This is a genomic window from Nocardioides scoriae (genome assembly GCF_900104965.1).
GTDB classification, from domain to species: Bacteria; Actinomycetota; Actinomycetes; order Propionibacteriales; family Nocardioidaceae; genus Marmoricola; species Marmoricola scoriae.
The window spans coordinates 2,256,422-2,279,140 of the sequence record NZ_LT629757.1 but is presented as its reverse complement, the minus strand read 5'-3'; the positions used below and the strand labels follow the sequence as shown (position 1 = coordinate 2,279,140).

General features: G+C 71.8%; 18 protein-coding genes. 13 read left to right on the top strand and 5 right to left on the bottom strand.

The genetic code is table 11. The features are described 5' to 3' along the window. Positions 1-58: 58 nt before the first annotated feature. The 3 genes from BLU55_RS10955 to BLU55_RS10945 all read left to right on the top strand — a co-directional run bounded on the left by BLU55_RS10955 (position 59) and on the right by BLU55_RS10945 (position 6,080). Positions 59-3,943 carry a DNA-directed RNA polymerase subunit beta' gene (locus BLU55_RS10955; RefSeq protein ID WP_091729512.1) on the top strand — a complete coding sequence of 1,295 codons (3,885 nt, stop codon included), beginning with the start codon at positions 59-61 and terminating at the stop codon, positions 3,941-3,943. Between the two features lie 291 nt (positions 3,944-4,234). Then, complete coding sequence (locus tag BLU55_RS10950; RefSeq protein WP_091729510.1) at positions 4,235-4,750, top strand: DUF4232 domain-containing protein; 516 nt, start codon at positions 4,235-4,237, stop codon at positions 4,748-4,750. Between the two features lie 67 nt (positions 4,751-4,817). Beyond that, positions 4,818-6,080 carry a geranylgeranyl reductase family protein gene (locus BLU55_RS10945; RefSeq protein WP_091729507.1) on the top strand — a complete coding sequence of 421 codons (1,263 nt, stop codon included), beginning with the start codon at positions 4,818-4,820 and terminating at the stop codon, positions 6,078-6,080. 44 nt (positions 6,081-6,124) lie between these two features. Here the strand turns inward: BLU55_RS10945 and BLU55_RS10940 are convergent, their stop codons facing one another. Further along, complete coding sequence (locus BLU55_RS10940) at positions 6,125-7,027, bottom strand: NUDIX hydrolase (RefSeq protein WP_091729503.1); 903 nt, start codon at positions 7,025-7,027, stop codon at positions 6,125-6,127. A gap of 77 nt (positions 7,028-7,104) precedes the next feature. On the opposite strand from BLU55_RS10940, the gene BLU55_RS10935 reads away from it, so the two are divergent. Then, on the top strand, positions 7,105-8,202 hold the full coding sequence (locus BLU55_RS10935) for an acyltransferase family protein (protein ID WP_091729500.1): 1,098 nt from the start codon (positions 7,105-7,107) through the stop codon (positions 8,200-8,202). On the opposite strand, the gene BLU55_RS10930 is transcribed toward BLU55_RS10935, so the two are convergent. Beyond that, positions 8,123-8,947, bottom strand: coding sequence for a lysophospholipid acyltransferase family protein (locus BLU55_RS10930; protein ID WP_091729497.1), 825 nt, complete (start codon positions 8,945-8,947; stop codon positions 8,123-8,125). The two genes, BLU55_RS10935 and BLU55_RS10930, sit on opposite strands and share 80 nt — an antisense overlap. A gap of 89 nt (positions 8,948-9,036) precedes the next feature. Between BLU55_RS10930 and BLU55_RS10925 the strand changes: the two genes are divergently transcribed. From BLU55_RS10925 to BLU55_RS10915, 3 genes are read left to right on the top strand one after another with little or no spacing between them, the layout of a single operon-like run. Next, on the top strand, positions 9,037-10,305 hold the full coding sequence (locus BLU55_RS10925) for a hydroxyacid-oxoacid transhydrogenase (RefSeq protein ID WP_091729495.1): 1,269 nt from the start codon (positions 9,037-9,039) through the stop codon (positions 10,303-10,305). Positions 10,306-10,365: 60 nt separating this feature from the next. Then, positions 10,366-13,140, top strand: a complete 2,775-nt coding sequence (locus tag BLU55_RS10920; protein ID WP_091729492.1) for an FAD-binding and (Fe-S)-binding domain-containing protein — start codon at positions 10,366-10,368, stop codon at positions 13,138-13,140. Positions 13,141-13,176: 36 nt separating this feature from the next. Further along, complete coding sequence (locus BLU55_RS10915) at positions 13,177-13,707, top strand: NUDIX hydrolase (protein ID WP_231916826.1); 531 nt, start codon at positions 13,177-13,179, stop codon at positions 13,705-13,707. 24 nt (positions 13,708-13,731) lie between these two features. On the opposite strand, the gene BLU55_RS10910 is transcribed toward BLU55_RS10915, so the two are convergent. Then, positions 13,732-14,982, bottom strand: coding sequence for a uracil-xanthine permease family protein (locus BLU55_RS10910; RefSeq protein WP_091729487.1), 1,251 nt, complete (start codon positions 14,980-14,982; stop codon positions 13,732-13,734). A gap of 247 nt (positions 14,983-15,229) precedes the next feature. Here BLU55_RS10910 and rpsL point away from each other — a divergent pair, with 247 nt between their 5' ends. From rpsL to BLU55_RS10885, 5 genes are all read left to right on the top strand, one after another. Further along, entirely contained in the window at positions 15,230-15,604 is a 375-nt protein-coding gene (rpsL, locus tag BLU55_RS10905) for a 30S ribosomal protein S12 (protein ID WP_027860526.1), read from the top strand. Continuing rightward, on the top strand, positions 15,604-16,074 hold the full coding sequence (gene rpsG, locus BLU55_RS10900) for a 30S ribosomal protein S7 (protein ID WP_091729484.1): 471 nt from the start codon (positions 15,604-15,606) through the stop codon (positions 16,072-16,074). The genes rpsL and rpsG overlap by 1 nt, the downstream gene beginning before the upstream one ends. Positions 16,075-16,172: 98 nt before the next feature. Further along, on the top strand, positions 16,173-18,284 hold the full coding sequence (gene fusA / locus BLU55_RS10895) for an elongation factor G (RefSeq protein WP_091729482.1): 2,112 nt from the start codon (positions 16,173-16,175) through the stop codon (positions 18,282-18,284). A 66-nt stretch (positions 18,285-18,350) separates the two neighbouring features. Further along, positions 18,351-19,544 carry an elongation factor Tu gene (tuf, locus tag BLU55_RS10890; protein ID WP_091729479.1) on the top strand — a complete coding sequence of 398 codons (1,194 nt, stop codon included), beginning with the start codon at positions 18,351-18,353 and terminating at the stop codon, positions 19,542-19,544. 131 nt (positions 19,545-19,675) lie between these two features. Further along, positions 19,676-20,038 (top strand): VOC family protein, encoded by a 363-nt coding sequence (locus BLU55_RS10885; RefSeq protein ID WP_091729475.1) that lies wholly within the window; start codon positions 19,676-19,678, stop codon positions 20,036-20,038. Here the strand turns inward: BLU55_RS10885 and BLU55_RS10880 are convergent. Beyond that, positions 20,032-21,411 (bottom strand): transaminase, encoded by a 1,380-nt coding sequence (locus BLU55_RS10880; RefSeq protein WP_197680957.1) that lies wholly within the window; start codon positions 21,409-21,411, stop codon positions 20,032-20,034. The genes BLU55_RS10885 and BLU55_RS10880 overlap by 7 nt on opposite strands. A 106-nt stretch (positions 21,412-21,517) precedes the next feature. Between BLU55_RS10880 and trmB the strand changes: the two genes are divergently transcribed. Next, the gene (gene trmB, locus BLU55_RS10875; protein ID WP_091733762.1) at positions 21,518-22,255 is read left to right on the top strand and encodes a tRNA (guanosine(46)-N7)-methyltransferase TrmB; all 738 of its coding nucleotides are present in this window, start codon (positions 21,518-21,520) and stop codon (positions 22,253-22,255) included. Between the two features lie 24 nt (positions 22,256-22,279). Here the strand turns inward: trmB and BLU55_RS10870 are convergent, their stop codons facing one another. Then, entirely contained in the window at positions 22,280-22,714 is a 435-nt protein-coding gene (locus BLU55_RS10870) for a hypothetical protein (protein WP_091729472.1), read from the bottom strand. Positions 22,715-22,719 lie beyond the last annotated feature (5 nt).

Genomic DNA, 22,719 nt, shown 5'->3' with positions numbered 1-22,719 from the left:
ACCCCGCCTCGGCCCCCCACCACGATCTCCACACTTCTTCTCACGAGGGACAGCCACTGTGCTCGACGTAAATTTCTTCGACCAGCTCAAGATCGGCCTGGCCACCGCGGACGAGATCCGCGGATGGAGCCACGGCGAGGTCAAGAAGCCGGAAACCATCAACTACCGCACGCTCAAGCCCGAGCGTGACGGCCTGTTCTGCGAAAAGATCTTCGGTCCCACCCGGGACTGGGAGTGCTACTGCGGCAAGTACAAGCGCGTGCGCTTCAAGGGCATCATCTGCGAGCGCTGCGGCGTCGAGGTGACCCGTTCCAAGGTGCGTCGCGAGCGCATGGGCCACATCGAGCTCGCCGCACCGGTCACCCACATCTGGTACTTCAAGGGTGTCCCGAGCCGGCTCGGCTACCTGCTGGACCTGGCGCCGAAGGACCTCGAGAAGGTCATCTACTTCGCCGCCTACATGATCACCTCCGTCGACGAGGACGCTCGCCACCGCGACCTGTCCGACCTCGAGGGCAAGATCGGCCTGCAGCGCAAGAGCCTGGAGAACCGCCGCGACGTCCAGATCGAGGAGCGGGCCCAGAAGCTCGAGTCCGACCTGGCCGCGCTGGAGGAGGAGGGCGCCAAGGCCGACGCCAAGCGCAAGGTCAAGGACGGTGCCGAGCGCGAGATGGCGGCCGTGCGCAAGCGCTCCGACGCCGAGCTGGCGCGTCTCGAGGAGGTGTGGAACACCTTCAAGAACCTCAAGGTCCAGGACCTCATGGGCGACGAGATGCTCTACCGCGAGATGAACAACTGGTTCGGCACGTACTTCGAGGGCTACATGGGCGCCACGGCGATCCAGAAGCGCCTCGAGACCTTCGACATCCCCGCCGAGGTGGAGTCGCTGCGCGACACCATCGCCAACGGCAAGGGCCAGAAGAAGGTCCGTGCGCTCAAGCGCCTCAAGGTCGTCGACGCCTTCCGCAAGACCGGCAACAGCCCGATGGGCATGGTCCTGGACGCCGTCCCGGTCATCCCGCCGGACCTGCGCCCGATGGTGCAGCTCGACGGTGGCCGCTTCGCGACCTCCGACCTCAACGACCTGTACCGCCGCGTGATCAACCGCAACAACCGCCTCAAGCGGCTGCTCGACCTCGGTGCGCCCGAGATCATCGTCAACAACGAGAAGCGGATGCTCCAGGAGGCCGTCGACTCGCTGTTCGACAACGGCCGCCGTGGTCGTCCCGTCACCGGCCCGGGCAACCGGCCGCTGAAGTCGCTGTCCGACATGCTCAAGGGCAAGCAGGGTCGCTTCCGCCAGAACCTGCTCGGCAAGCGCGTCGACTACTCCGGTCGCTCGGTCATCGTCTCGGGCCCGCAGCTCAAGCTGCACCAGTGCGGTCTGCCCAAGTACATGGCGATCGAGCTGTTCAAGCCCTTCGTGATGAAGCGGCTGGTCGACCTCTCCCACGCGCAGAACATCAAGTCCGCCAAGCGGATGGTCGAGCGCGCCGTGCGTCCCGAGGTCTGGGACGTCCTGGAGGAGGTCATCGCCGAGCACCCGGTGCTGCTCAACCGTGCGCCCACGCTGCACCGCCTCGGCATCCAGGCCTTCGAGCCCCAGCTGATCGAGGGCAAGGCCATCCAGATCCACCCGCTCGTCTGCTCGGCCTTCAACGCCGACTTCGACGGTGACCAGATGGCCGTGCACCTGCCACTGTCCGCGGAGGCCCAGGCCGAGGCCCGGATCCTGATGCTGTCGACGAACAACATCCTCAAGCCGTCGGACGGTCGCCCCGTGACCATGCCGACCCAGGACATGATCATCGGCATCTTCTTCCTGACCCGGGCCGACGAGGGCGCGGTCGGCGAGGGCCGGGCGTTCTCCTCGATCGGCGAGGCGATCATGGCCCTCGACAAGGGCGAGATCACCATCCAGTCGAAGGTGAAGATCCGGCTCGAGGGCGTCGTGCCCCCGGCCGGTGCCCAGCTGCCCGAGGGCTGGAGCGAGGGCGACTCCGCCGTGCTCGACACCACCCTGGGTCGCGCGCTGTTCAACGAGACGCTCCCGGCCAACTACGAGTACGTCGAGTTCGGCGTCGGCAAGCGCGAGCTGGGCCGCATCGTGAACAACCTGGCCGAGCGCTACAGCAAGGTCGAGGTCGCCGCGTCGCTGGACGCCCTCAAGGACACCGGTTTCCGCTGGGCCACGCGCTCCGGCGTGACCGTCTCGATCGAGGACGTCGTCACCCCCGACTCCAAGGCCGAGATCCTGGAGAAGTACGACGCCAAGGCGGCCAAGGTGCAGCAGCAGGCCGAGCTGGGCCTGATCACCGACGACGAGCGTCGCCAGGAGCTCATCGAGATCTGGACGCAGGCCTCCAACGAGGTCGCGAAGGCCATGGAGGCCAACTTCGACAAGAAGAACCCGATCTACATGATGGTCGACTCGGGCGCCTCCGGAAACATGATGCAGATGCGTCAGGTGGCGGCCATGCGTGGTCTGGTGGCCAACCCCAAGGGCGACATCATCCCGCGTCCGATCAAGGCCAACTTCCGTGAGGGCCTCTCGGTCCTGGAGTACTTCATCTCCACCCACGGTGCCCGCAAGGGCCTGGCCGACACCGCGCTGCGCACCGCCGACTCGGGCTACCTGACCCGTCGTCTGGTGGACGTCTCGCAGGACGTGATCATCCGCGAGGACGACTGCGGCACCGAGCGCGGCATGAACAAGGTCATCGGTGTCCGTCTCGACGACGGCGTCGTGGTCAAGGACGACAACGCCGAGACCTCGGCGTACGCCCGGGCCGCGGCGGTCGAGATCACCCACCCCGAGACCGGGGAGGTGCTCGCCGGTGCCGGTGAGGACCTGGGTGACATCAAGATCGAGGAGCTGGTCGCGGCCGGCATCGAGACGGTCAAGGTCCGCTCCGTGCTGACCTGCGACGCCCGCACCGGCACGTGTGCCAAGTGCTACGGCCGCTCGCTGGCCACCGGCAAGCTGGTCGACATCGGCGAGGCGGTCGGCATCATCGCCGCCCAGTCCATCGGCGAGCCCGGCACGCAGCTGACGATGCGCACCTTCCACACCGGTGGTGTGGCCTCCGCGGACGACATCACGCAGGGCCTGCCCCGCGTGGTCGAGCTCTTCGAGGCCCGTCAGCCCAAGGGCAAGGCGCCCATCGCCGAGTCCGCCGGCCGCATCGAGATCGAGGACACCGACAAGTCCCGCAAGGTGCTGCTGACCCCCGACGACGGCTCGGAGGTCCAGGAGTACCCCGTCAGCAAGCGCTCGCGCCTGCTGGTCGGCGACGGTGACCACATCGAGGTCGGCGAGCAGATCACGCAGGGCACGCCGGACCCCCAGGAGGTCCTGCGCATCCTGGGTGTCCGCAAGGCCCAGGAGCACCTGGTGGCCGAGGTCCAGCGGGTGTACCGCAGCCAGGGCGTGTCGATCCACGACAAGCACATCGAGATCATCGTCCGGCAGATGCTGCGCCGCGTCACGGTGATCGAGTCCGGCGACACCAAGCTGCTCCCGTCCGACCTCGTCGACCGGGTGCGCTACGAGGAGGAGAACCGCCGCGCGGTCTCCGAGGGCTCCAAGCCCGCCTCGGGTCGTCCGGTGCTGATGGGCATCACCAAGGCCTCGCTGGCGACCGAGTCGTGGCTCTCGGCGGCCTCCTTCCAGGAGACCACCCGGGTGCTCACCGACGCCGCCATCAACGGCAAGTCGGACTCGCTGCTGGGTCTGAAGGAGAACGTCATCATCGGCAAGCTGATCCCGGCGGGCACCGGCCTCGAGCGGTACCGCAACATCCGGGTGGAGCCGACCGAGGAGGCGCGCGCCGCGGCGTACGCCGTCACGGGCTACGACAACTACGGTGACGACTACTTCGGTAGCACCACCGGTCAGACCGTGGCGCTGGACGACTTCGACTTCGGGTCCTACCAGAACTGACGCACCACCTCACGACCCCCGACGCCTCGGCGTCGGGGGTCGTGCTGCGTCCGGGGACTGCCCAGCCCGGCGGGGTGCCCACCCCCGAGGAGATCGTCACCCACCACGACGACACGCCCCCGCCCGGCTGCAGCCCGTGGGTGGGCGACCACGGACCCGGGACCGAGGTGGCAGTCGCGGTCGGCGAGAACTCGCCATCTGGTTGCCGTATGCAACTTCTGGGGAGCATCGTGCGTCGTACGGGGTGAGGCACCGACCAGCCTGGCCGGGCCCCGAGGAGAGAAGGTCAGCATGTCCACACGCACGTTCCTCGCCACCGGTGCCGCCGCCCTGACGGTCGCTGCCAGCGCGCTCGCGGGCCCGCTCGTCGGTCCCGCGTCGGCAGCCACGGCCCCGTTCTGCGGTCCCGAGAACCTCGTCACCGCCTACCACGCCACGGACGCCGGGGCGGGTCACCGCTACGGCCGGATCGTGCTGCGCAACACCTCCGACCAGACGTGCCGCACCCACGGCTACGGCGGGGTGGCGTACGTCGACGACATCGGTCGCCAGATCGGGGCGTCGGCCACGCGCACCCCTGGTCCCGACCCGGTCCTGGTCCTCGAGCCGGGCCAGAAGGCGGTCAGCGTGCTCGACGAGGTGGTCGCCCAGAACTACCCGAAGGCCACCTGCCACCCGAGGAAGGTGACCTCGCTGCAGGTCATCGGCCCGGACTGGGAGGTGGGCCGGTTCGTCGCGCACCGCACCACCGGCTGCGCGAGCACCAAGGTCCACCTGCTCGCGCACAAGCCCTACACGCGGCCCTGACGCCGGGCGACCTGCTCGCCGCGAGCCCCTGGGAGGCCGGTGACCAGGGGCTTGCGAGAATGGGGGCGTGAGCCTCGCCCCCGTCCCCGCCGAGACCGACGTCCTGGTCGTGGGGGCCGGTCCCGCCGGCTCCGCGGCCGCCGCCTGGGCCGCGCGGGCGGGCCTCGACGTCGTCCTGGCCGACGCCGCCGTCTTCCCCCGCGACAAGACCTGCGGCGACGGGCTGACGCCCCGGGCCATCGGCGAGCTCGAGCGGCTGGGCCTCGGCGAGTGGGTGCGCTCGCACACCGTCAACCACGGCCTGCGGGCCCACGGGTTCGGGCAGACGCTGCTGCTGCCCTGGCCCGGCGGCACGCTGCCGGCGTACGGCTCGGCCGTGGCGCGCACCGAGCTCGACGACCACCTGCGCACGACCGCGGTCAAGGCGGGCGCCCACGGGCTCGACGGTCTCCGCGCCGTCGACGTGCGCCTCGAGGCCGGTCGCGTGACGGCCGTGGTCTTCGAGCGGTCCCGCGGGACCGAGGGCGCGGGGGAGCGGCTCGAGATCCGCTGCCGCCGCCTCGTGGTGGCCGACGGCGTGCGCTCGCCCCTGGGCAAGCTGCTCGGCCGCGAGTGGCACCGCGACACCGTCTACGGCGTCGCCGCGCGGGCGTACGTCGACTCGACCGCGAGCGACGACCCCTGGATCTCCAGCCACCTCGAGCTGCGCGGCGTGGACGGCGAGATCCTGTCCGGCTACGGCTGGATCTTCCCGCTCGGCGACGGGCAGATCAACATCGGCGTCGGCACGCTGGCGACCTCGAAGCGGCCCGCCGAGGTCGCGCTGCGCCCGCTGATGCAGTTCTACACCGACGAGCGCCGCGAGGAGTTCGGGATCACCGGCGAGCTGCGCGCCCCCACCTCGGCGCTGCTGCCGATGGGCGGGGCGGTGTCGCGGGTGGCCGGCCCCAACTGGGCGCTGGTCGGCGACGCCGCGGGCTGCGTGAACCCGCTCAACGGCGAGGGCATCGACTACGGCCTCGAGGGCGGCCGGCTCGTGGTCGACCTGCTCGTCGAGGGGGGCGACCTGGAGACGGCCTGGCCCGACCTGCTGCGCGAGCACTACGGCGAGTCGTTCTCGATCGCCCGGCGGCTGGCCGGGCTGGTGACGGTGCCGCGGGTGCTGCCGACCTTCGGCCCCGCCGGCATGCGGTCGGACTGGCTGATGACGCTCGCGCTGCGCTGGATGGGCAACCTCGTGACCGACGAGGACCGCGACCGGGCCGCGCGCGTGTGGCGCTGGGCGGGTCGACGCTCGGTCGCGCTGGACCACCGGCCGCCGTTCAGCTGACCCGGCGGGGCGGGGCCCCCCCGAGGTGGGTGACCCCGTCGCCCTCAGCGAGCGCGGTGGTCCAGGGCCGTGCGGACGAGCTCGGCCACCTCGAGGGCGCCGGAGCGCACCTGCTCGACCGGCACCCAGGCCGCGGCGTCGGTGGTGCCGTCGGTGTCGCGGACCTCGGGGTCGCCGGTCGCGGTGACCTCGAAGAGGAGCTGGACGCCGTGGAAGTCCTCCTCGCGCCCGGAGGGGGCGGTGCCGGTGAAGTGCTCGTCGTGCACCCCGACGAGCCGCCCGACCTCGCCGTCGAGACCGGTCTCCTCGCGCAGCTCGCGCGCCACGGTCCGAGCCGGCGGCTCGCCGTGGTCGACGCCGCCGCCGGGCAGCGCCCAGCGGCCCGGGTGGGGCCCGCGCGCCGAGTTGCGGGTGAGCAGCACCTCGTCGGCGCCGTCGTGGGTCCGCACCACCAGGGCGTACGCCGCGACCCGCTGCAGCCGCGCGGTGGCGTGCTGGTCGAGCGCCCAGCGCACCATCGGGACCGTCTCGACCCGGCCCGAGACCACGTCGGCGAGCGGGTGCCACGCGGCGTCGACGGTGGAGCCGTCGACCTCGACGACGCGGGGCTCGGGGGCGTCGGGCGCGACCCAGCCCTCGTAGACGATCCGCACCGAGTGCATGTCGGTGTCGGACACGGTGGCGTGCCGGCGGGCGGAGTCGATCCAGGCCTCGTCGGAGACCGTCACGTCGAGGCCGGTCTCCTCGTGGACCTCGCGGACGACGGCGTCGCGGGGGTGCTCGCCGAAGTCGATGCCGCCGCCGGGCAGCGTCCAGCGCGGCGACTCGGACAGGTAGGGCGCCAGCCGGGACAGCAGCAGCTCCCCGTCGCGCAGCACCACGGCGTACGCCGCGACGCGCTGCCGCTGGGGCAGCGAGCGAGATCCCGGGGTGCTCGGCTCTGACACGCGCCCGAGTCTAGGATCCCCTCGCGCGTCCCCCTCGAGCGGTGCCGCGAAGTCGACCGGGTCGGTAGGCTTCTCCGGTGACGAGCGCCGCCCCCGCCGCGACCGGGTCCCGCCCCACGGCCCCGGCCCCGAAGGTCCGAGACCCCTGGTTCGACAACGCCAAGATGACGCTGGTCGTCCTCGTCGTGATCGGCCACGCCTGGACGCTGCTGCCGCTGTTCTCCGGCGACCAGGGGTCGGGGACGGCCAAGCTGGTCGACGGCTGGGCCTACCACTTCCTCTACGCCTGGCACATCCCGGCGTTCGTCATCGTCACCGGCTACCTGTCGCGGTCGTTCGAGTACACCCGCGCCCGGATGACGTCGCTGCTCACCACGGTGGCGCTGCCGTACGTCGTGTTCGAGGGCCTGCTCGTGTGGTTCCGCCACGAGTTCGGCGGGGTGGAGTTCGAGCGGATCTGGGCCAACCCGCACTGGCCGATGTGGTACCTGTCCGCCCTCTTCTTCTGGCGCCTGGCGACGCCGGTCTTCACGCGTCTGCCGGCGAAGGTGGTGGTGGCGACCGCGATCAGCCTGGCCGCCGGGCTGTTCGCCACCGACACCCTCGACAACGCCCGCATCCTGGGGCTGCTGCCCTTCTTCGTGCTCGGCCTGAAGATGCACGAGGGCCACTGGAACCTGATCCGCAGCCGCCGCGCGCGCTGGTACGGCTTCGCCGTGCTGCTGCTGATGGCCGTGGCCGCCCGCTGGGCCGGCGACCTGCTGGAGACCGAGTGGTTCTACTACCGGACCCGCTACGACGCCCTCGACCCGGACAACCTGCGGGCCTTCGTGATCCGCATGGGGATGCTGCTCAGCGGCCTGGTCGGTGCCTTCGCGTTCTTCGCCGTGGTGCCGCGCACCAGGACGTGGTTCTCCGCGATGGGCGGGGCCACCCTGGTCGTCTACCTCTACCACGGCTTCGTGGTGCTGGGCGCTGAGTTCCTGGGCTACAAGGGCTGGGCGGCCGACCACTGGCCGGTGTCGCTGGTGCTGACCACGCTGGCCGCGGTCGCCCTGGCGCTGGTGCTGGCCTGGCAGCCGGTGTCCTCGCGCCTCAACGTGCTGGTGGACCCGGTGGGGTCCTTCCAGCGGGCCCGCCGTAGGCGTCGAGATCGGGACCCCAGCTCGGCCTGACCGCGTGGAGCGGCACGGTCTCGAGCTCGACCGCGCGGTAGCGGGAGGGCGCGTGGCCGCCGAGGTGGGCGGGGTGCCACGGCGCGACCTGGCCCGGCCGCGGCTGGTGGTGGGGCAGTCGCTGCAGCCCCTCCAGCAGGTCGGTCAGCACGTGCCCGAGCTCGTGGGTGCGCTCGGTCAGGTCGTCCCCGGGTGCCACGCGCAGCGCGGGCCCCAGGGCCAGGTCGACCCGCCGGCCGCGCGTCCAGTCCGGTGGCGGGGCGGGGTCCCCGACGCCGAGCAGCCGCTGACCGCCCCACAGCGCGACCGGCACCAGCGGCACCCCCACCTCCTGGGCCAGCGCCACCAGGCCGCGCATCAGCGGCCGCACCGTGTAGGAGTGCGAGATCCCCGCCTCGGGGAACCCGCCGACGGCCTCGCCGGCCCGCAGCAGCGCCCGGGCCCGCAGGTACGCCGCCGCCGGGGCGTCGCGGTCCACCGGCACGTGGCGCATGGCGTCCATGAAGAACGGCACGCCGGGCGCGTGCCAGACGTCGTGGCGGGTCAGGAACCGCACGTAGCGGCCTCGGGTGACCGCCACCCGCTCGAGCAGCACGAAGTCGGGGAACGACCCGTGGGTGGCAGCGAGCACCACCGGCCCCTGCGTCGGCAGGTGCTCGGCACCGGTCCACCGGACCTCGAGGCGCAGCGCCCGCAGCGCGAGCCGGCCGACCCCGTTGACGAGGCGGTACACCGGGTCGGACACGCCCGCACAGTAGCGGCGCCGGCCCGGAGCAGCGGAGGAGGAGGAGCCGGGGGAGTGGCGCCGGTCACGTGGGTCGCTAGATTGGCGTCATGAGCGCTGAGTCGATCTTCACCTACGGAGCACCCGGTCTGAAGTTCGGTGAGGGGGCCTCCGACGAGATCGGCTACGACCTCTCCCAGTACTCCGTGAAGCGGGTGCTGGTCGTCACCGACGCCGGCGTGGCCGCCACCGGCCATCCCCAGCGGGTCGCCGACCAGATGGCGCAGTTCGGCATCGAGGCCGCGGTCTTCGACGGCGTCCACGTGGAGCCGACCGACGCCAGCCTCGAGGAGGCGATCGCGCACGCCCGTGCGACCGGTCCCTGGGACGCCTTCGTCGCGGTCGGGGGCGGCTCCTCGATCGACACCGCCAAGGCGGTCAACCTGCTCACCACCAACGAGGGCGAGCTGATGGACTACATCAACGCCCCCGTCGGCCAGGGCCGCGCCCCGGCCTCGCCGCTCAAGCCCCTGGTCGCCGTGCCGACCACGACCGGCACCGGCGCGGAGTCGACCACCATCTGCGTCCTCGACGTGCTGGCCCAGCACGTCAAGACCGGCATCAGCCACCCGCGGCTGCGTCCCACCCTGGCCGTCGTCGACCCCGCCCTGACCCGCACCCAGCCGGCCGGGGTGACCTCCGCGGCCGGCATGGACATCCTGTGCCACGCGCTGGAGAGCTACACCGCCCGCGACTACCGCTCCTACGACCGCAAGCAGCCCGACCAGCGCGTGCCCTACTGCGGCTCCAACCCGATGTCGGACATGTGGTCGGAGAAGGCGATGTCGCTGCTCTCGGAGTCCTTCCGCACCGCCGTGCTGCACGGCGACGACGACGAGGCCCGCCACCAGATGGCGATGGCCGCCACCTTCGCCGGCATCGGCTTCGGCAACGCCGGCGTGCACATCCCGCACGCCAACGCCTACCCGATCGCCGGCCGCGTCAGGGGCTTCCGGCCCGAGGGCTACCCCCAGGACGAGGCGATGGTGCCGCACGGCATGGCCGTCTCGCTGACCGCGCCCGAGGCCTTCCGCTGGACCTTCGAGGCCTCGCCCGAGCGCCACCTCAAGGCCGCGGAGCTGCTCGCCCCCGGCCACTCGCACGACCGCGGCCCCGACACCCTGCCCGCCGTGCTCGCCGAGCTGATGCGCGACATCACCATCCCCAACGGCCTGGCCGCCGTCGGCTACGACAAGGGCGACATCGACGACCTCGTCGAGGGCACCCTCAAGCAGCAGCGGCTGCTCGCCACCTCCCCCCGCGAGGTCACCGAGGAGGACGCCGCCGGGATCCTGGAGCGCTCGCTCGAGCTCTGGTAGGCCCGTCCACGGGCGGAGGGAGCGGCCGGCGGCGTGCACCCGGGTGAGAGACTGGAGCACGTGCCGACCAGCGATCTCGTCCAGGCCCTGCGGTCCGCGGGAGTCTCCGACGTCGACGACTCCGACCTCGCACGATCGCTCTACGCCAGCGACGCCGGGCTGTGGCGGGTGGCTCCGCAGGTCGTCGTGCGGCCCCGGCACACCGACGAGATCCAGGCGGTGCTCGGGGTGGTCCGCGAGACCGGGGTGCCGCTGACGATGCGCGGGGCCGGCACCTCGATCGCGGGCAACGCCATCGGTGCGGGCATCGTGCTCGACACCACCCGGCACCTGCACGACGTGCTCTCCATCGACGCCGAGGCGCGGGTCGCCCACGTCCAGCCGGGGGCGGTGCACGCCAGCCTGCAGCGGCAGGCGGTGCCCCTGGGGCTGCGCTTCGGCCCCGATCCCTCGACGCACACGCGCTGCACCGTCGGCGGGATGATCGGCAACAACGCCTGCGGGTCGCGGGCGCTGGGCTACGGCCGCACGGTCGACAACATCGAGGCCATGACGGTGCTGCTCGCCGACGGCACCGTGGTGCGCACGGGACCGGACCTGGCGCCGCCCGCGGCCCTGACCGAGCTGGTCGACGCCCACCTCGGGGTCGTCCGCACGGAGTTCGGCCGGTTCGGCCGCCAGGTGTCGGGCTACTCCTTCGAGCACCTGCTCCCCGAGCGTGGCCGTCGCTTCGACCGCTTCCTCGCCGGCACCGAGGGCACCCTCGGCGTCGTCCTCGACGCCCACGTGCGCCTGGTCGAGGACGCCCCCTTCCGCGCCCTGGCCGTGCTGGCATACCCGACGATGGCCGAGGCCGCCGACGCCGTCCCCGCCCTGCTCGCCGGCCACGACCTCGTCGCGTGCGAGGGCCTGGGCGAGCGCATCGTCGACATGGTCAGCTCCCACCCCGAGCTCCCCGCCGGTGGCGGCTGGTTGTTCGCCGAGGTCACCGCCGACTCGCTGGCCGAGGCCGACGCCCGGGCCCGGGCGGTCGCCCGCACGGCCGGCGTCGCCCACCGCGTCGTCACCGACGTCCGCGAGCAGCTCGCCCTGTGGCGGATCCGCGAGGACGGCGCCGGTCTGGCCGCCCGCTCGCTCACGCGCCCGGCGCAGGCGGGCTGGGAGGACGCGGCGGTGCCGCCCGAGAAGCTCGGCGCCTACCTGCGCGACTTCGACGCCCTGCTGCACCAGAGCGGCCTCGACGGCGTGCCCTACGGCCACTTCGGTGACGGCTGCGTGCACGTGCGCATCGACTTCGAGCTCGAGGACGAGGCCGGTCGCGGGCGCTACCGGCACTTCGTGGAGCAGGCCGCCGACCTGGTCGCGGGCTACGGCGGCTCGATGTCGGGCGAGCACGGCGACGGCCGGGCGCGCTCGGAGCTGCTCCCGCGGATGTACTCCCCGGCGGCGATCGCGCTGATGGAGCAGGCCAAGCGCGTGCTCGACCCGCGTGGGCTGCTCAACCCGGGGGTGCTCGTCGACCCGGCGCCCTTCGACTCCGACCTGCGGCTGGCCCAGCCGCTGCCCGGCCTGCGGACCACGCTGCGCCTGACCCACGACCACGGCTCGCTCACCTCGGCGGTGCACCGCTGCACGGGGGTGGGCAAGTGCGTCGCCGACAACACCGGCACCGGCGGCGTGATGTGCCCGTCGTACCTGGCCAGCCGCGAGGAGAAGGACTCCACCCGCGGTCGCGCCCACGTGCTGCAGGACGTCGTGTCGGGCGTCCTCGACGTGCGCAGCGAGGCCGTCGGCGAGGCGCTCGACCTGTGCCTGTCCTGCAAGGGCTGCGCCTCCGACTGCCCCACCGGCGTGGACATGGCGACCTACAAGTCCGAGGTGCTCTCGCAGCGGTACGCCGGGCGGCTGCGCCCCCGCTCCCACTACGCGCTCGGCCAGCTGCCGCGCTGGGCCCGGATGGCGCCGGCGCGCCTGGCCAACACGGCGCTGCGGAGCACGACCGTCGCGCGCCTGGCCAAGGCCGCCGCCGGCGTCGACCAGCGCCGCAGCCTCCCGCGCTTCTCCGAGCAGCCGCTGCGGTCCCGGTCGGGTGGCGGGGACGCCGCGGCGCGCACCGACGTGGACGTCTGGGTCTGGGCCGACTCCTTCACCGACAGCTTCGCCGCCGACACCGGCCGGGCAGCCCTGGAGCTGCTGCGCTCCACCGGGCTGCGGGCCGAGGTCATCCCCGGCCCCGCCTGCTGCGGCCTCACGTGGATCACCACGGGCCAGCTGTCCGCGGCGCGGAAGATCGTCGGCCGGGCGGTGGAGACGCTGCACCGCTACGTCTCCTCGGGTGTCCCGGTCGTCGGCCTCGAGCCCAGCTGCCTGGCCGCGATCCGCGAGGACGCCGCCCAGCTCGTCGACGACCCGCGGGTCGCCGAGGTGGCCGCCGGGATGCGCACCCTGGCCGAGTTCCTCTCCGCGCGGGTGGCCGCGGGGGAGTGGACCCCGCCCGACCTGACCGGGGTCGAGGTCGTGGCCCAGCCGCACTGCCACCACCACGCCGTCCTGGGCTGGGAGGTCGACGCCGCCCTGCTCGCCCGGACCGGCGCCGAGGTGACGCGGGTCGGCGGCTGCTGCGGGCTGGCCGGCAACTTCGGGGTCGAGGTCGGCCACTACGAGACCAGCGTCGCGGTGGCCGAGCACGACCTGCTGCCCGCCGTACGAGCTGCCGGGCCGGACGCCGTCGTGCTCGCCGACGGCTTCTCGTGCCGCACCCAGCTCGACGACCTCGCCGGGCGCCCGGCGCTGCACCTCGCCGAGCTGCTGCTCCGTGGCGCCCCGCAGCGGTAGTCCGCGACGATGAGCAGCGCTGGAGGGGCTTCGGAGGTGCCGAACGTCTCGGACTACCCGCCCCAGGAGGTCGAGCGGTTCCGGGTCGTGCCCGCGGCGTACGTCGTGCTGCGGCGGGGTGACGAGGTGCTGCTGCAGCTGCGCGAGGGCACGGGCTACATGGACGGCCGCTGGGCGTGCGCGGCGGCCGGGCACGTCGAGGCCGGGGAGCCCGTCCACGACGCCGCCGTCCGCGAGGCGCTCGAGGAGCTCGGCGTCGTGCTGCGGGTCCGCGACCTCGAGCCGATCACGACGATGCACCGCACCGGGGCGGGCGGCGCCGCGGTCGACGAACGGGTCGACTGGTTCTTCGCCTGCCGCACCTGGGACCGCGAGCCGCGGCTGCAGGAGCCGGACAAGGCGGCCGACCTGCGCTGGTGGCCGCTGGACGGGCTGCCGGAGCTGACGGTGCCGCACGAGCGCCACGTGCTGGACCGGTGGTGGTCCGGGGAGCTCGGTCCCGTGGAGGCCTACGGGTTCGACCCCGCCCAGGCGCGGGCCCAGTCCGACGCCGCCGCCGGTCGCTGAGCAGGGCCGGGCAGCGCCGTGGCCTCAGCTCCGGGCGCGCTCGATCGCCGACATCACGTGGTAGACGACGATCGCCGCGACCGTGCCGAGCGCGATGCCGTTGAAGCTGAGCTGGCCGGCGGAGAAGGTGAAGTCGGCGATGCCCACCACCAGCGCGGTCGCGGCGGTGAACTGGTTGACCGGCCGCGAGAAGTCCACGCCGTTGTCGATCCAGATCTTGACGCCGATGACGCCGATGAGGCCGTAGAGCGCGGTGGTGACGCCGCCCAGGACGCCCGGCGGGATGGTGTTGACGACCGCGCCGACCTTGGGCAGGAAGCCGAGCACCACCGCGAAGGTGCCGGCGACCCAGTAGGCGGCCGTCGAGTAGACCTTGGTCGCGGCCATCACGCCGATGTTCTCGCCGTACGTCGTGGTGCCGGAGCCGCCGCCGAGGCCGGCGACCGTGGTCGCGAGGCCGTCGGCGAACAGCGCCCGGCCGGTCTCCTTGTTGAGGGCCGGGTCCGCGAGGTGGGCGACGCTGCGGACGTGGCCGACGTTCTCGGCGACGAGCACGAGCACGACCGGGACGAAGGCCGGCAGCACCGACCACGCGACGGTGGGGGTGGTGAAGTCGGGCAGGCCCACCCAGGCGGCGTCGCGCACGGGCGCGAAGTCGACCTGACCGGCGAGGACCGCGGCGACGTAGCCGACCACGACGCCGAAGAAGATCGACAGCCGGGCGAGCAGGCCGCGGAAGGCGACCGTCCACACCACGACCGCGGTGAGGGTGATGAGCGCGACCCACGGGGCGGCGGTGAAGTTGGTCTTGGCCACCGGCGCCAGGTTGAGGCCGATGAGCGCCACGATCGCGCCGGCCACGACGGGCGGCATCAGGGCGTCGATCCACCCGGTGCCGGTGACGGTGACGAGCAGCCCCACCAGCGCCAGCAGCAGGCCGACCACGACGATGCCGAACAGCGCGCCACCCTGGCCGTCGGAGGCGGTCGCCGCCGTGATGGGCGCGATGAAGGCGAACGACGAGCCGAGGTAGCTGGGGAGCCGGTTGCGGGTCACCAGCAGGAACAGCAGCGTGCCGACGCCGGAGAAGAACAGCGTCGTGGTGGGCGGGAAGCCGGTCAGCAGCGGGACCAGGAAGGTCGCGCCGAACATCGCCACCACGTGCTGCAGGCCCAGGCCGATCGTGGCCGGCCACGCGAGCCGCTCGTCGGGACGCACGATCTCGCCCTCGGTGATGGTGGTGCCGTCGCCGTGCAGCTTCCAGGTCAGTGCCATGGGCGGCACTCTGACGCATCCGTGTGTCGCCCGCGTGACGAGGGTCGGGTCGGGCCCCGCGGGAGGGGCGTGCGGCTCGTTTTGACCGTGGTGGACCCGCCCGGTAATCTCATCCCTTGTGTCTGGTAACGCCAGACCTCTTCGCGTGCCCTGAATCCAGCGCAGCGCGTCCGCACCACGCACAGCATCACCATCGTGCCCGGCAGAGCGCCGCGCACTGAGAGTCGACAAGAGAGGGAACCACCAGGTGCCCACGATCAACCAGCTGGTCCGCAAGGGCCGACAGGACAAGGTGTCCAAGAACAAGACGCCTGCCCTGAAGGGTTCGCCCCAGCGACGCGGTGTCTGCACCCGCGTCTACACCACCACCCCGAAGAAGCCGAACTCTGCCCTCCGCAAGGTCGCCCGCGTGCGCCTGTCGAGCGGCATCGAGGTCACCGCCTACATCCCGGGTGTCGGTCACAACCTCCAGGAGCACTCCATCGTGCTCGTCCGCGGCGGCCGGGTGAAGGACCTCCCCGGCGTCCGCTACAAGATCATCCGCGGCTCGCTCGACACCCAGGGTGTCAAGAACCGCAAGCAGGCCCGCAGCCGCTACGGCGCGAAGAAGGAGAAGAGCTAATGCCCCGCAAGGGTCCCGCCCCGAAGCGGCCGATCGACATGGACCCGGTCTACGGGTCGCAGCTCGTCTCGCAGCTGGTCTCCAAGGTGCTCCAGGACGGCAAGAAGCAGGTCGCCCAGCGCATCGTCTACAGCGCCCTCGAGGGCACCCGCGAGAAGACCGGCACCGACCCGGTCGTCACGCTCAAGCGTGCGCTGGACAACGTGAAGCCGGCCATCGAGGTCAAGTCCCGCCGCGTCGGCGGTGCGACCTACCAGGTCCCGATCGAGGTCAAGGCCAACCGCAGCACGACGCTGGCCCTGCGCTGGCTCGTCGGCTACAGCGCCGCCCGCCGCGAGAAGACCATGTCCGAGCGACTGATGAACGAGATCCTCGACGCGAGCAACGGCCTGGGCGCCGCTGTGAAGAAGCGCGAGGACACCCACAAGATGGCCGAGTCCAACAAGGCCTTCGCGCACTACCGCTGGTGACCTCCGGTACGCCGCCCACACCGTGCGGCGGCGTACCGACCACCTGACCAACCAGCTGGGCACAGCGTCCAGCCAACCGAGGGGATCGAAGACCTACCGTGGCCGTCGACATCACCACTGACCTCAACCAGGTCCGCAACATCGGCATCATGGCTCACATCGATGCCGGCAAGACCACCACCACCGAGCGCATCCTCTTCTACACCGGTGTGACCTACAAGATCGGTGAGGTCCACGAGGGCGCGGCCACGATGGACTGGATGGAGCAGGAGCAGGAGCGGGGCATCACCATCACCTCCGCTGCCACCACCTGCTGGTGGAAGAACCACCAGATCAACATCATCGACACCCCCGGGCACGTCGACTTCACCGCCGAGGTCGAGCGCTCGCTGCGCGTCCTCGACGGCGCCGTCGCCGTCTTCGACGGTGTCGCCGGTGTCGAGCCCCAGACCATGACCGTGTGGCGCCAGGCCAACAAGTACTCCGTCCCGCGGATGTGCTTCGTGAACAAGCTGGACCGCACCGGTGCCGACTTCTTCCGCTGCGTCGACATGATGGTCGAGCGCCTCAACTCCACCCCGCTCGTGCTCCAGCTGCCCATCGGCGCGGAGTCCGACTTCCTCGGTGTCGTCGACCTGGTCGGCATGCGTGCCCTGACCTGGCGCGGCGAGACCAAGATGGGCGAGGACTACGAGATCGAGGAGATCCCCGCGGAGCTGGCCGACCAGGCCGCCGAGTACCGCGAGAAGCTCCTCGAGACGCTGGCCGACGCCGACGACGCGATCATGGAGAAGTTCCTCGACGAGGGCGAGTTCTCCGTCGAGGAGCTGGAGGCCGCGATCCGTCGCGCCACGCTCGCCGACAAGATCAACCCGGTCCTGTGCGGCACCGCGTTCAAGAACAAGGGCGTCCAGCCCCTGCTCGACGCGGTCGTGAAGTTCCTGCCCTCGCCGCTCGACATCGACGGCATCCAGGGCCACTCGGTCAAGGACGAGGACGAGGTCATCGTCCGCCAGCCCAGCGACGACGAGCCCTTCGCCGGCCTCGCCTACAAGATCGCCACCGACCCGCACCTGGGCAAGCTCATCTACGTGCGCGTCTACTCCGGCAAGCTCGTCGCCGGCTCGACGGTGATGAACTCCGTCAACGGCCGCAAGGAGCGGATCGGCAAGGTCTACCAGATGCACGCCAACAAGCGTGAGGAGATCGCGTCGGTCGGCGCCGGCCAGATCGTGGCCGTCATGGGCCTCAAGGACACCAAGACCGGTCACACCCTGTGCGACCCCGGTCACCCGGTGATCCTCGAGTCGATGACCTTCCCCGCCCCCGTGATCGAGGTGGCCATCGAGCCCAAGACCAAGGGCGACCAGGAGAAGCTCGGCACCGCGATCCAGCGACTGTCCGACGAGGACCCCACGTTCACCGTCAAGGCGGACGAGGAGACCGGCCAGACCATCATCGCCGGCATGGGCGAGCTCCACCTGGAGATCCTCGTCGACCGCATGAAGCGCGAGTTCCGCGTCGAGGCGACCGTCGGCAAGCCGCAGGTGGCCTACCGCGAGACGATCCGTCGCAAGGTCGAGAAGCACGGCTACACGCACAAGAAGCAGACCGGTGGTTCGGGCCAGTTCGCGAAGGTGCAGATCAGCCTCGAGCCGAACACCGACCCCGAGACCGGTCTCGGTGCGGGCTACGAGTTCGTCAACAACGTCTCCGGTGGTCGTGTCCCCAAGGAGTACATCCCCTCGGTGGACCAGGGCGGCCAGGACGCCATGGAGTTCGGCGTGCTCGCCGGCTACCCCATGGTCGACGTGAAGTTCACGCTCGAGGACGGCGCCTACCACGACGTCGACTCCTCCGAGCTGGCCTTCAAGATCGCCGGCAACCAGGCCTTCAAGGAGGCCGCCCGCATGGCCAAGCCGGTCCTGCTGGAGCCGATGTTCGCGGTCGAGGTCGTCACGCCGGAGTCCTTCATGGGCGACGTCATCGGCGACATCAACTCGCGTCGCGGCCAGGTGCGCGCGATGTCGGAGCGCTCGGGCGACCGCGTGGTCGACGCCCTCGTGCCGCTGTCGGAGATGTTCGGGTACGTTGGTGACCTGCGGTCGAAGACCTCTGGCCAGGCGTCGTACTCGATGGAGTTCGACTCCTACGCCGAGGTTCCCCAGAACGTCGCCGACGAGATCATCAAGAAGGTCCGCGGCGAGTAGCGTCGCGGTCCGGCACCACCCCCAGTTCACCCACGAGTTCACGTAACAACAACAGGAGGAGCCCCAGTGGCTAAGGCGAAGTTCGAGCGGACCAAGCCGCACGTCAACATCGGCACCATCGGTCACATCGACCACGGCAAGACGACGTTGACCGCAGCGATCACCAAGGTCCTGCACAACAAGTACCCCGACCTGAACGCCGCCTCGGCCTTCGACGAGATCGACAAGGCCCCCGAGGAGCGTCAGCGCGGCATCACGATCTCGATCGCGCACGTCGAGTACCAGACCGAGAACCGGCACTACGCCCACGTGGACTGCCCCGGTCACGCCGACTACATCAAGAACATGATCACCGGTGCGGCCCAGATGGACGGCGCGATCCTCGTGGTCGCCGCCACCGACGGCCCCATGCCCCAGACGCGCGAGCACGTGCTGCTCGCCCGTCAGGTCGGCGTGCCCGCCCTGGTCGTCGCGCTGAACAAGTGCGACATGGTCGACGACGAGGAGCTCATCGAGCTCGTCGAGATGGAGGTGCGCGAGCTCCTCTCCGAGTACGAGTACGACGGCGACGACATCCCCGTCGTCCAGGTCGCGGCCTTCCCGGCGCTGCAGGGCGACGAGAAGTGGGGCGAGTCGATCCTCAAGCTCATGGACGCGGTGGACGAGTACATCCCGCAGCCCGAGCGCGAGACCGACAAGCCCTTCCTCATGCCCGTCGAGGACGTCTTCACGATCACCGGTCGTGGCACCGTCATCACCGGTCGCATCGAGCGCGGCATCGTCAAGGTCAACGAGACCGTCGACATCATCGGCATCCGCGAGGGCAAGCAGAGCTCGACCGTCACCGGCATCGAGATGTTCCGCAAGCTCCTCGACACCGGCGAGGCCGGCGAGAACGTCGGTCTGCTCCTCCGCGGCACCAAGCGCGAGGACGTCGAGCGCGGCATGGTCGTGATCAAGCCCGGCACGACGACCCCGCACACCAACTTCGAGGCCTCGGTCTACATCCTCTCGAAGGAGGAGGGCGGCCGTCACACGCCGTTCTTCAACAACTACCGGCCGCAGTTCTACTTCCGGACCACGGACGTCACGGGCGTCGTGACCCTCCCCGAGGGCCGCGAGATGGTCATGCCCGGCGACAACACCGACATGTCGGTCGAGCTGATCCAGCCGATCGCCATGGAGGACGGCCTCCGCTTCGCGATCCGCGAGGGTGGCCGCACCGTCGGCGCCGGCCGCGTCACCAAGATCACCAAGTGATCTAGCGCTTCACCCCGAAGGCCCCGGACCTGCTGGTCCGGGGCCTTCGTGCGTCCCCGGGACCGCGCACGGCCGTCCGCCCCGTCCCGAGGGGCTCGACCCCTGTCGGTGCTCGCACCTACGGTGCCCTCATGACACTGACGATCGGCATGGTGACGGTGGACACCCAGGACGCGGAGCGCCTGGGCGGCTGGTGGGCCGAGCAGCTCGGGACCGAGATCGCGCAGAACCACGACGGGTGGTTCGTCGTGGTGCCGGCGCCCCCCGTGCTGCTGGCGTTCCAGAAGGTGGAGGACCCCACGCCGGGCAAGAACCGGCTGCACCTCGACCTCTCGGCGCCCGACCTCGACGCGGAGGTGGACCGGCTGGTGGCGGCGGGGGCGCGACTGGTGGGGCGGCGCGGCGAGGAGTCCTTCTCCTGGGCCACGCTCGCCGACCCCGACGGCAACGAGTTCGACGTCGCCTCCCACGACGAGGCCGCGGCCAGCTACTGACCCTCGAGGTCGCTCAGGCGAGCAGGGCCGCGACGGCCTCGCCGAAGACCTCGGTGTGGCGGTCGACGTCGGCCTCGGTGTGCGCCGGGCTGAACAGCGCCATGTTGTGGAACGGCGTCAGCAGCACCCCCCCGGTTGAGCGACCACAGGTGCAGGAAGCCCTCGAGGTCCTCGTCGACGGCTGCCGCGGCGGCGGCGCCGTCGCGCGGGGGCGGGCAGAACCAGTACTCCGCCCGGCAGCCGAGGCGCTGCACGTGCCAGGGCAGGCCGTGCTGCTCGATGACGCCCGCGACCCCGGCGGCGAACCGCTCCGCCAGGGGGACGGCGACCGCGAAGTCCTCCTCGCGCAGGCAGGTCGACAGCGTGGCCCGGACGGCCGCGAGGCTCAGGGCGTTGGCGGTCAGGGTGCCGCCGACGCCGGCGACGTCGATCTCGTGGCCCAGCATCGGCCCGTCGAGCCGGTCGGCCACCGCCTGCGAGAGGCCGTACGCCGCCGCGGGCACCCCGCCCCCGATCGGCTTGCCGACGACCAGCAGGTCGGGCTCCAGACCCCACGCGGCCGTCGCGCCGCCGGGCCCGGCGCACAGCGTGTGCGTCTCGTCGACGACCAGCAGCACGTCGTGGCGCCGGGTGACCTCGCGGACCCCGGCGAGGTAGCCCACCTCGGGCAGCACGATCCCGATGTTGGTCAGCGCCGGCTCCATCAGCAGGCAGGCGATGTCGCCCTGCGCCAGGCGTCGGTCGAGCGCGTCCAGGTCGTTGAAGGGCACCACCGCGGTGGTCAGCGCCGCGTCGACCTGCGGGCCCAGCGCCCCGGGCCGGGGCACGACCCGGTCGCCGTCGAGCACGGCGAGGGTCTCGTCGACGGTGCCGTGGTAGCACCAGTCCATGACGGCGACCCGCGGTCGGCCGGTCAGGTGGCGGGCGAAGCGCAGCACGAACCGGTTGGCGTCGGTGGCCGACATCGCGAGCTGCCAGCGCGGCAGCCCGAAGCGGCGGGCGAGCTCCTGGCCCACCCACACGGCGTCGGCGGAGGGCAGCATGGTGGTGATCCCCGACGCGGCCTGCCGGGCGACGGCCTCGGCGACCTGGGGCAGGGCGTGCCCGGTCATCGCGCCGGTGTCGCCGAGGCACAGGTCGACGTAGGCGTGACCGTCGACGTCGACCAGGCGGGCGCCCGAGGCGGAGGCGCAGAACAGCGGGAAGGCGCCGGGCCAGCGGGTCATCCACGGCATCGGCACGCCGGCGAGCAGGGAGCCGGCCGCCTCGGCGGCGAGCTCGGCCGAGCGGGGGTGCAGCTCGACGAAGCGCTGCTCCTCCTCGCGGCGCAGGTCGGCCAGGCGGCCACGGTCGACGGTGGGGGCGGCGGTCATGGCGGCAATCTAGGGCACCGACCGGGGCGTGGTCGGCGAGGTGTGGACCACACCCGCAGCGGGCCGCTGCGCACCGGGGTGCGGGACGTGTCCGAGAATGTCGGCCGTGACCTCGCCTGCCCGTGACCCGCTGCCCCCCGCCCGGCCGCACCAGAAGTTCACCGACGACGGGCGCCGGATGCGCGAGGTGCTGACCTACTCGCGGCGCGGCAGCCGCTTCACCCCCTCCCAGCAGGAGTCGTGGGACGCCCACCAGCAGCGGTGGGTGGTCCCCGACGATCGCGTCGACGAGCCGGGCTTCGACTGGGACGAGCTGTTCGGCCGTCGTGCCCCGAGGATCGTCGAGATCGGCTCGGGGGTGGGGGAGGCCACCGCGGTGCTCGCGGCCGCGCGTCCGGGGCACGACGTGGTGGCGCTCGAGGTGTGGCGACCCGGGGTCGCCCACACGCTCGGCCTGCTGGCCGAGGAGGGGGCCGACAACGTCCGGCTGCTCTCGGTCGACGCGATCTGGAGCCTCGAGCACCTCTTCGGCCCCGGCGAGGTCAGCGAGCTGTGGACGTTCTTCCCCGATCCGTGGCCCAAGAAGCGGCACCACAAGCGGCGCCTGGTGAGCCCGGAGTTCGCGGCCCTGGTCGCCACCCGGCTGCCGGTCGGCGGGTGCTGGCGGCTGGCGACCGACTGGGCGGAGTACGCCGACCAGATGCGCGCGGTCCTCGACGCCACCCCGGGTCTGGCCGGGGGCGTGGTCGAGCGGTGGGCCGACCGGCCGGTCACCAAGTTCGAGCGCAAGGGCGTCGAGGCGGGCCGCGCCATCACCGACCTGTGCTACCGCCGCACGCGCTGAGCCCGCGGCGGTGACCCGCGCCGGCTACTGCGGCCGGTCGGGGTCGCCGGTGCGGCGCACCTGCCAGACCAGGCCGGCCAGCGCCAGGGCGTGCTCGACCCGCATCCGCTCGGCCTCGCGCTCCAGGCTGGTCTCGAGCAGGTCGAGCAGCGCGGTCTCGACCTCCAGCACGCCCGCCACCTCCGCCAGGTGCGCGTCGTACGCCTGGACGACGCCGCGGTGCTTGGCCATCCGCGTGCCCGGCCGCGGGTCGTAGACCTCGGGCCAGAGCCGGCGCAGGTCCGCGGCCAGCTTCTCCAGGGGCGGGTGCGCGGGCCGCTCCGGTGGCGTCCGGTGGGGCAGCCGGGGGACCAGCCAGGCCCACGCCCGGGGTGCCCGCGTCCAGACGAGCACCACGACGACGGGGACCATCGAGATCCCCAGCACCTGCAGCAAGCCCGTCAGGACGACGCCGTCCATCCTCC